The 9,940-nt window shown below is 48.5% G+C and carries 10 protein-coding genes; 2 read left to right on the top strand and 8 right to left on the bottom strand.

Translation table 11 applies throughout. The annotated features are described in order from the left end of the window. Positions 1–88 precede the first annotated feature (88 nt). From ACXAF9_RS16575 to ACXAF9_RS16545, 7 genes are all read right to left on the bottom strand, one after another. On the bottom strand, positions 89–733 hold the full coding sequence (locus ACXAF9_RS16575; RefSeq protein WP_475076079.1) for a hypothetical protein: 645 nt from the start codon (positions 731–733) through the stop codon (positions 89–91). 516 nt (positions 734–1,249) lie between these two features. Further along, positions 1,250–3,658 carry a TOTE conflict system archaeo-eukaryotic primase domain-containing protein gene (locus ACXAF9_RS16570; RefSeq protein ID WP_475076077.1) on the bottom strand — a complete coding sequence of 803 codons (2,409 nt, stop codon included), beginning with the start codon at positions 3,656–3,658 and terminating at the stop codon, positions 1,250–1,252. Positions 3,659–3,683: 25 nt separating this feature from the next. Further along, positions 3,684–4,055: a helix-turn-helix domain-containing protein gene (locus tag ACXAF9_RS16565; RefSeq protein ID WP_000354815.1), complete on the bottom strand. Its 372-nt coding sequence runs from the start codon at positions 4,053–4,055 to the stop codon at positions 3,684–3,686. Between the two features lie 31 nt (positions 4,056–4,086). Then, complete coding sequence (locus tag ACXAF9_RS16560) at positions 4,087–4,389, bottom strand: type II toxin-antitoxin system HigB family toxin (RefSeq protein ID WP_075607785.1); 303 nt, start codon at positions 4,387–4,389, stop codon at positions 4,087–4,089. A gap of 195 nt (positions 4,390–4,584) precedes the next feature. Further along, on the bottom strand, positions 4,585–4,923 hold the full coding sequence (locus ACXAF9_RS16555) for a hypothetical protein (RefSeq protein WP_475076072.1): 339 nt from the start codon (positions 4,921–4,923) through the stop codon (positions 4,585–4,587). A 1-nt stretch (position 4,924) separates the two neighbouring features. Further along, positions 4,925–6,175: a tyrosine-type recombinase/integrase gene (locus ACXAF9_RS16550; protein ID WP_475076070.1), complete on the bottom strand. Its 1,251-nt coding sequence runs from the start codon at positions 6,173–6,175 to the stop codon at positions 4,925–4,927. 315 nt (positions 6,176–6,490) lie between these two features. Next, positions 6,491–7,354 carry a YicC/YloC family endoribonuclease gene (locus ACXAF9_RS16545; protein ID WP_475076068.1) on the bottom strand — a complete coding sequence of 288 codons (864 nt, stop codon included), beginning with the start codon at positions 7,352–7,354 and terminating at the stop codon, positions 6,491–6,493. A 118-nt stretch (positions 7,355–7,472) separates the two neighbouring features. Here ACXAF9_RS16545 and rph point away from each other — a divergent pair, with 118 nt between their 5' ends. Next, positions 7,473–8,249 carry a ribonuclease PH gene (rph, locus tag ACXAF9_RS16540; protein WP_475076066.1) on the top strand — a complete coding sequence of 259 codons (777 nt, stop codon included), beginning with the start codon at positions 7,473–7,475 and terminating at the stop codon, positions 8,247–8,249. A 99-nt stretch (positions 8,250–8,348) separates the two neighbouring features. Here rph and ACXAF9_RS16535 read toward each other — a convergent pair whose 3' ends face one another. Continuing rightward, on the bottom strand, positions 8,349–9,122 hold the full coding sequence (locus ACXAF9_RS16535) for an exodeoxyribonuclease III (protein ID WP_475076064.1): 774 nt from the start codon (positions 9,120–9,122) through the stop codon (positions 8,349–8,351). Between the two features lie 170 nt (positions 9,123–9,292). On the opposite strand from ACXAF9_RS16535, the gene pyrE reads away from it, so the two are divergent. Then, entirely contained in the window at positions 9,293–9,940 is a 648-nt protein-coding gene (gene pyrE, locus ACXAF9_RS16530) for an orotate phosphoribosyltransferase (protein ID WP_475076060.1), read from the top strand.

The following is a 9,940-nucleotide window of genomic DNA, read 5'->3' as shown; positions in this document are numbered from 1 at the left end:
TTTGATCGGGTTATTGGAAAGAAGAGAAATGAACGCACAGAGCCTGAGTTTGGTCCGTGCGTAAAGGGTGTTTTTCAGGGGCGACTATTTAGCCTTGTTGTTGAGTTTCCTTCTTGTCGTTAACAAAGCATTTGTTCGTAATCCACACATCATTCTCCGGCCCACAAAGGTGGTGCAACAGCGCTAGGTTTAACTGGTGACTGATCACGTTGGCGTTTCGTTTTTGGCTTTCTTTTCTTAAACCGCTCACTAATAACCCCGTGCACGATTTTCCTATTTGTTCTGGCTTACTGGGCAGGCAAAATGCGCGGTTTTGCTGTTTGGGGTGCAAGATAGCGCGCTTTCCTGTTTTAGACAAAGGCGTGATGCACCAAAAGATACAGGCGTTGGCCGGTGTGTTTGCTTGCAATGTTCTGGTTTGTATTGTGCCGTTCATATATACCGGTAAAAAATGTGCCGGTAACAAAACCAACCCGCCTTGCGCTTGGCCATCAACCTCAGGTAAAGGCAGCCAATACAGGTTTGGCCATTGCTCGGGGCTCTGCCATTTCTCTACGATCACTTGTGCGCCAATGCTATTGAGCCATTGGTGAATCGGGCAGCCTGGGTGCGCTTGTTTAACGCGCGGTAACTGGTAGGTCAGCCAGCGGGTTAGGCGTTCGGCCGCATTCTCGCAATGGCTTAGTGCTGGGTAGAGGGTAAACGTGCCATGCCCAACCAGTAAAGCGACCACCTGCTGTATCCATTCTCTATCCCAATTGTTGCCACTTGCCCATAACACGTCACTTATCACCTTTTGGTTCTTCATGCCGTCTATTTTCAGTGGTCGGATGCAGACGCGGTGGTGAATTAGATGAAAGAAATGGCCATCAAACTAACCAGTCAAATCGGTTTTTTGTTATGGCCTGTTTGCGGCTAACCGTTTGATATACATAGTCCAATACGGCGCTGTTTGGCGGCATTTGGCTAGTGCAAAAAAATCGAGACGCCAAACGATCGTTTGCATTCTGGGTTTAAAAAATCAAACGGTTTGTACGTTGGAGTCGAGGTTGGTTTAGAGTGCAAAAAGTGCCAAATCTTGCTTTGCGCCAGTACCGGCAAGGCCTAGCAGCGTTGGATTTCAATCGAGACGCCAAACAGTAAATAGGCTAATTTCCCTGTTTGGCTTCTCGATCCAAAAGCCAAACGGATAGTGGTTTTGGCGTATGGGGGTAAAGGCATGGGGAAGTGTTGAACGAAGAGCGGCTTGCTAATTTGACTTGGTATTTGTTGAAGAGGCGTTTACCAACTTGAGTGCAGCTTGCTTATTACTGTTGTCATCAATGTACTCAAGGGCGTATCCCATTGCCTTGTAGCTTTTCTCGCGTTTTTTAAACATGCGTTGCAGCATAGGAAGGGCGCAGTCTACATAGTCGTGAATGGTGACTTGTGTTTTTCCTTCGGATTCACGATGAATACGACCGGCATATTGGGCTAAAGTACCTTTCCATGCGATTGGCATGGCCAAAAACAACGTATCCAGTCTTGGTAGGTCAAACCCTTCGCCTACATATTTTCCTGTTGCGACGACGACTTGAGCCGATTGCAGATGATTATCAGCGTTCTTGCGTTCCGCAGCTTTCATGGCGCCTTTAAGTACGACAGTGCTTATACCCATCTCGGTAAGTCGTGAGTGTATGTACACTGCGTGCTCTCTACGCTCTGTAAGGACTAACGGGTGTCCGCCATTTTGAACACACTCGTAGGCGTCTGAGACGATTTTTGACGTGCGCTGTTCGTTATCGACGAGCCAGCGGTAGGCATCGCTTATTTTTGGACGCTCACCTGTTGTTATTAGCTCTGCTGACGGTACATCGTAGAGCTGATGAATCATCACGGTTTGAGTAAATTGCTCATCAGGGCTTTGCTTCACTTTGTAGCGAATGGGCCCTGCCGCCATGAAAATGATCTTTTGATGACCATCTTGTCGCTCTGGTGTTGCTGTTAGGCCCAATACATATTTTGCTCTTACCTCGTTGAGTACCATTTCAAACCTTGGTGCAGATAGATGATGGCATTCGTCAACAATAATGTGGCCATAGTCTTGGATGAGAGGCGTGATGGAGTTGTCTTTTTTATTGACCAAGCTTTGGTAGGTGGCTATGTCGATAATGCCACTCGACTTTCTTTTACCTCCGCCTATACTGCCAATGGTTACTTCGGGTAGGAACGTGCGCAAGCGCTCTTGCCATTGTTCGAGCAGTTGTCGGCTATGAACCAGTATTAGGGTATTTACTTTGCGTTTTACGATCATACCAATGGCTGTAACCGTTTTTCCAAATGCGGTGGGCGCATGCAAAATACCGAAGTCGTGTTTAGATATTGCGGCCATTGCGTCACGCTGGTTCTTTCGCAAAGTGAACTCGGGGCTAAGCTTCAATAATGGTTTGCCGGTTTCACGCTTATCGTCAAATAGAGGCGAAATATTTTGCTCTTGTAGCAAAGCAATCGCGTCATCAAGACAGCCTCGCGGTAGAGCTAGATAACCGTTTTCAATACGAGCACAGGAAATAAACCTTGGAATGCCATGGGTTGAAAAGCGCAACGCTTGTGTTTTAAAAAACACAGGATTAGAAAAACTCGCTAATCGCTTTAGACCTGCCAGTAGTGGCCCAGGTAACTCGCTCATCAAAAAGTAGATATGGTTGGCCAAGGTAATGGTCACGTTTTTCGGCAAAGACTCTAATTTTATTGGTGCGGCTTTGGCCGTGATTTCCCAAGGAGGGCGGTTGTCTGTTAGCTCTTGTTCGGACAGCAATAGGGTATTGGGTGAAATGGTTGTTATGAGTTGATCAATACTCGACTGAGTGAGCGTTTTAAGCCCAGCAAGGTACTGCCATTGATCATCGATGGAATTCAGATCACTGTCAACAAAGCAACTACGGCCTGAAAGGCGAGCCTCCTTTTGAAGTGGTAGCGCAATGAGATTGCCAAACCCGCCTTCAGGAAGTACATCTTGGTTAGGAAAGAGCCTGTCATAGGAGTCAAACGAAAGATTTGGAAATATTTCCATGGCTTTATCAAGCAAAGCGAAACCCAGTGCCCGAGCTTGGTTCGCCGGGATATTGGTTTCAAAAAAGATCCATAAGTGCGCCCCGTTGCCAGAACGCGAGATTTCTATCGCGTGGGGAATATCAAACGCTTGGCACGCTTTGGACATTGCTTTGACTTCTTCTTGCCAACAGCCTTTGTCAAAATCGGCTGCCAACAAATAGCACGTATTATCTTTCATTAAGGGATACAGCCCGACCACTTGATGACCGGCAAGGTGCCTGTAAATAATGCGCTCGTTTAGTTCGCTAAACTTTCGGTGTGAACAGTCTTGGCATTTAATGCGGGGTTTGTTGCAAACCCCGTTTACCCATTCATTATCACAGGCTACGGAGTAGCCACTTCGGCCCTGTTGGTTTTGCCAACGATTGGCAAAGATATCCTCTCGTCCACGAAATCGTTGTCTGAACAGGGCGACCTTTTGTGCTGGCGTGAATGTCTGTACTGAACGCTCGTTTTGAGCGCTACGCAAAGCCTCTCTTAATGCGAGAAGCTGTTGCTTTTCGTTTTCAAGCTCAGCTAGCCTGTTATCAATAGCAGAAATGTTTGGGTAGCGAGCATCATTCATAACAAACTAATTTTGATTCGAAGCACTATGAAGCGCGAACTTGCGGTGGCTTGATCAGCGACTCTGCTGGAATACCTAACCCTTCATGAAGTTTCCAAATCATTTTTAGCGTGAGTGATCGCTTATGGTTTAGGATTTCATAAACACGATTGCTTTTACCTATCATGGGTTCAAGATCTTTAACCGTTAAGCCTTTGCGCTCCATCTCAAACTTTATTGCCTCAACAGGGTCTGGCAAATCCATTGGAAAATGTTTTGCTTCGTAGGCCTCGACTAACGTAACCAAAATGTCCAGCTTTTCACCTTCAACGGTATCTGGCTCCGCCATCATTAGGTTTTCGATGTCGTTTAATGCCGCGCGGTAGTCGGCATCTGTTTTAATAGGTCTGATGTCCATTATATTTACCTCTTGTTACTACCTTTTGGCTTTAAATCGTTTGCACATCAATTTGATCGTATTGTGCATGGCTGCCGATAAACCGTATGTAAACCACCTTGTAGGCATAATTGATCCAAACGACTAATCGGTATTTATTACCGGCAATGTTAAACACGACACGCCCATCTTTGAGGATACTGGCATTTCCAAAGTCCTGTTTCACATCCGCCGGTGATCCCCAATCAGCGTTTAATGCATGCCTATACCACGCTAAAGTTGGCTCTTTAGCGTCGATGTATTCTGGGCTGTCTTCCCAAAATGTTTTTAAGGTTGATAATGCGATAATTCTCATAAACAGATGTTAGTCCCATTTTGGGACTTTTGCAAGTTTGGCATTTTTGATGCGGTTAGGAGTTCTTACCGCATCCCCGACTGCCCCATTCCTTGGGGCAGTTTAATTACCTCTTATTCACCCTCTAAAGCTTGCTATATCTAGTGTTGCCCCATTGTCCCAACTGCCCACAGTAAGTGAGCAAATGGGGGCTTGCTAATTTCGCCTGATTGGCTTTTTTGGCATACGACTGCGTTTGCCATCGAAGAACGCCAATACTCTGAACCAATAGAGGGATTCTTCATAACCTAGGCTGTACGTTGGGCGTGCAGACGGGATGAGCCCCAGTTTACGTCCTAGGCTGACAATCACGTAGAACGTGAGTTTTAATGTCAGCCAAGGAGCGAGTACCACGAATACCATCAGGCAATGCCGAGTAAGTGCGTAGCCTACGCTATGAGGTTGTTCGAGTAAGGCAATGCCAATACACCAACCAAGGCCTGCCAGCATGGCTATTGGAAAGGTAATGGGGGCGAGTCGCATCATCAGTCGCATGTTAACGCCCTCCTGTGTGGTGCTGTGAAGGGTGTTCAAAGTTCACCAGCGGTTCAACCACATCAGCTACGGTTTGATGGGTAATACGTCGCTCTTCAAAGTAATCGTGTCGGTCGTAGATGCCCTCAACGCCTTTTAGCTTATGGTTAAGACAGCGTTCGGCCACATTGCCTGCAATGCCCAAAGAGGCGGCAAGGCTGCGAAAGGTGCGGCGTAAATCGTGTACGGTGAAGTGTTCGAGTTTACCCATCTTATTGGGTGGCTGTTTTTTGCGACCCGGCTCGCGACCAAAGAGTTTAGAAATGGCGCGGTTTAGCGTATCTGGCCCCATATGTGGACGATGGCTTGCTCGTCTGGCCGGGAAAACATAAGGCGAGCCACAAGCGCGGACTTGCAGCTCGTTAAACCAGGCAATGGCTTGGCGCGGTAAGGGGATGCTAATGGGGACGCCGGTTTTGCTGCGTTCTTTGGGTAGATCCCACACACCCGTGGTTAAATCCATTTCACGCCACATGGCTTCGCACAATTCGCTTTTGCGCACACCCAACACCAAAAACAGGCAGCAAGCGAGGTAGTTGTCGCGGCCAAAGCTATTGATATGGGTATGAAACACGCTAAAGGCGTAGTGAATTTCCTCTTTGCTGAGCATCCTGTCTTTACTAGACTCCACGCCACCGGCATCGTCTACGGTAAATGCTGCGGCTGGGTTGTTCAGCGTTAAGTCGAGCTTTATCGCATGCCGAAACAGCTGCTTCATGTACATCAAGGTATCGTTGGCAATGGTAGGGCGGTTACTTTCTCGAATGCGCTCTAATACTTCGCGCACATCGCGTGCAGTCACCTCAGCAATACACTTAATGCCAATGACTGGGCTTATGTCTTTGGTGTAAACCCGATACGGAATCTTGGGATGCTTAAGTCTTCGGCTCAGATCGGTTCGATACCAGTCATGGAACAGTTGATCCACGGTTTCAATCTCAGGTAACTCGATTTTCTGTTTTTCCAGAAGAGGATCTATGCCGTCGCGTACTTCTTTTCGAAAATAAGCGGCGGCAATTCGAGCGTCTGCCAACGACATTAAAGGAAATTGTCCCAAGGTCGCTTCTCGTCTTCCTTTGGCTGTGGTGTAGCGGATCATCCAATAAGGCGAACCCTGTTTGCGGACGCAAAAGTATAGGCCTTCACCGTCTGAATATTTTTTGGGGTCGGCTTTGCTGTATGCAATAACCTGTTTTGCTGTGAGTTTTCCCATGTTTACTCCATAGTTGCTGAAATAATGGAGGGGGCAATAATGGCTGCCCACCACCGATTTGCTTATTGAATCAGCAGCTAACCTGTTGTGGTGGCGAGTTAAATGCGAAAATTGGGCAACTTACTGCTCACCAATTTGCTCACCGCAAAACGCTTATTGAGCCAAAATGAGGGGGCTGCCCACCATTCTGCCCACCACTAAACAGGTAGTTGGTAACGAACATCTGCAAACCGATTTGGACGGGAAAAATAAAAAAGCCCTGTATTTACAAGCAAATAACAGGGCTTCTAAGACATTCTTGGACGGGTAAAAAAACTATTCGATGTTTTGAATCTGCTCCCGCATCTGCTCAATCAACACCTTCAGCTCCACCGCGCTTTGTGTGGTATCCGTCACAATCGATTTCGACGACAGCGTGTTCGCTTCGCGGTTAAGCTCTTGCATTAAAAAGTCCAAACGGCGGCCCACCGGCTCGCGTTTTTTCAGGATGCGGCGCACTTCTTGAACGTGGGTGTCTAAGCGGTCCATCTCTTCATCCACATCGGCTTTTTGCGCCAGAATCACAATCTCTTGCTCTAAGCGTTGTGGGTCAAGCTCCACGCCCAGCTCCGCGACACGGCTGCGCAACAGGTTGCGTTGGTTATCGAGGATGGTTGGCATTTTGGCGCGTACATCGGCAACAACGGCGCTGATGCCATCGATGCGTTGGAGGATCAGGTTAGCCAGCTCTTGTCCTTCGCGCTCGCGACCTTTTACAAGGTCATCCAGTGCGGTATCGAACAGTTGGGTGATTACGCTTTTCACCTCGTCCATATCGATTTGGGCGTCTTGCAGTACGCCTGGCCATTTCAAGAGCTCAATCGGGCTGATGGTTTGGCTTGGGCCCATGATCGCTTCGATCTGATGGGTGGCTTCGACCAGTTGCTGCGTAAACACTTCGTTAATTTGCAGGCTTTGCGCTTTGGCATCTGGCATAAAGCGCAAAGTGCACTCGACTTTACCGCGGCTGAGTTTTTTACGCAGGCGCTCGCGCAGTGTGCCTTCTAATTCGCGGAATTGATCAGGGATACGCAGATGCGGTTCCAAAAAACGGTGATTAACGGAACGGACTTCCCAAATAACCGTGCCCCAACTGTGCTGACTTTCCTGTCTGGCAAAAGCCGTCATACTACGTGTCATATGATTCCATCTCGATTAGAATTAGCGTCGATTCATAGTGTAACAGTCAAATGGCTGTCGCTCTATTAAGCCAATAGTCATTAGACGGTGTTAAACACAGTAAAAGGTATCGTTATTCATGAGTTCTACAATCTCCGACCAACTTCAATCCTTGGGTCTGACCACTATCCGCCCAAGCGGTCGTCAGCCGGATCAGTTACGCGAGATCAAAATCACTCGTAACTTCACTAAACACGCAGAAGGATCTGTATTGGTTGAGTTTGGCGATACCAAAGTGATCTGCACCGCGACCGTTGATCGCGGCGTGCCTCGCTTCTTGCGTGGTTCTGGCTCTGGCTGGGTTACGGCCGAATACGGCATGCTGCCCCGCTCTACCAATACCCGTAATGACCGTGAAGCGGCGCGCGGTAAGCAAGGCGGCCGTACGATTGAGATCCAACGCCTGATCGGCCGCTCGTTGCGTGCCGCACTGGACTTGAACAAACTGGGTGAAAACACCATCACCATCGACTGCGATGTAATTCAAGCCGACGGCGGTACTCGCACGGCATCAATCACAGGTGCCTGCGTTGCCCTGATGGATGCGATCGAGTTCCTAAAGCAAGACAAGCACGGTGCTCTGAAAGGCAACCCGATCAAGCACATGCTGGCGGCCATCTCTGTGGGTATCTACAAGGGAGAGCCGGTACTGGATTTGGATTACGCTGAAGATTCCGCAGCCGAAACCGACATGAACGTGATCATGACGGATAAAGGCGGTTTTATTGAGGTACAAGGCACTGCCGAAGGCGCGCCGTACACGCAAGACGAGCTGAACAAGATGCTGGCACTGGCCGAAAAAGGCATTAAAGAGATCGTTGAGCTGCAGAAAAAGGCGTTGGCAGAGGCGAAGTAAGCATCTGCCCACTCACTTCTGATTCGGTTCCTTGTCCGAAGCATTAAAAAAGGCGCTGATGTAAGCGCCTTTTTTGCATCTTGCGTGTGACAATCTTGGTTACAGATCCATATCGTAGTCGATGATCAAAGGCGCGTGTTCCGAGAACATCTCGTCTTTGTAGATCTGAACGCTTTTCACGATCTTACGCAGGTTCGCAGTCGTCACTTGGTAATCCAAACGTGCACCCTCATTCAGGGAGCGAGCACGGTTGTAATCCGGCCACCAAGTAAACTGACGGTCCGCTTTGTTCACTTCGCGAAACGCGTCAATAAAGCCTAACTCGCCCAGCATCTCTTCCATCCATGCGCGCTCGCTGGGTAAAAAGCCCGATACGGTTTGGTTCGCGTACCAGTTGCTTAGGTCGACCGTGCGGTGTGCGGTATTAAAAGTACCGCAGAAGATAAAGTCACGACGCTTACGTAGGGTCTTTTTAAGGTGCCCCATAAAGTGCGTCATAAACTCATCTTTGGTCTTTTGTGCTTCGTGGCCTTTTAATCCCGATGGGATGTGCAAAGAGGACACGCTGACTTTATCGAAATCGGCCTGAATAAAGCGACCGTGGAAGTCGCACAACTCAAACCCAAGGCCGGTCATGATCGCCTTAGGCATGTGACGGGTGTAGATCGCTACACCGCTATAGCCATCTTCGAACGCATCGAAGAAGTATGGGAAGTATCCATCAGGATGATAACGATCACCGTCCAGCTGATACTCTTTTGCCCGAAGATCCTGCAGGCAGACGACGTCTGCATCCTGATGGATCATCCAGTCAAAGAATCCTTTATCAGCCGCCTGCTCAATACCTTGTGTATTGAAGGTGATAACTCGCATAGTTGGGTGGGTTCCTGTAAAGCGAAAAACCGATTGAAAAATGTATATGAATTGTATAGGTAAGTTTACCAAAATGAAATTTCAAGCTCGGTAAAATCTCACGCTTATACGCACTTAGGGATAAAATCAGTGTTAAAATGTCGTCTTTTAACCCAATACGAGAGCCGACCATGCGTGACTATCAACGAGAGTTTATTCAATTTGCCATCGAACAAAACGTACTGCGTTTTGGTGAGTTTACTCTTAAGTCCGGCCGGGTAAGCCCTTACTTCTTTAATGCTGGCCTGTTTAACACAGGTACCGCACTTGCCAAACTGGGGCGTTTCTACGCAGCCGCCATTGAAGATGCGGGCATCGAGTTTGATGTGCTGTTTGGCCCTGCGTACAAAGGCATTCCACTGGCGGCCTCGGCTGCTGTGGCGCTGTCCAACGATTTTAACCGCGACGTGCCTTACGTTTTCAACCGTAAAGAGGCCAAAGATCACGGCGAAGGCGGCAACTTAGTCGGCGCACCACTGGAAGGCCGAGTGATGATCATCGACGATGTAATCACCGCAGGTACTGCCATCCGCGAAGTGATGGAGATCATCAACGCCAACCAAGCAACGCCTGCAGCGGTTATGATCGCCCTAAACCGTATGGAAAAAGGCAAAGGTGAGCTGTCCGCGATCCAAGAGGTGGAGCGCGATTACGGCATGCAAGTGGTCAGCATCGTATCGCTGGATGACATCGTTGAGTACCTAAGCGAAGCCGGCGGCTACGACGAGGCGATTGCGGCCATCAACGCCTACCGCGAGCAATACGGCATCCAAGCCTAA

The organism is Neptunomonas sp. ABH4_499 (assembly GCF_056160565.1).
This window is presented reverse-complemented; position numbering and strand designations above follow the sequence as displayed.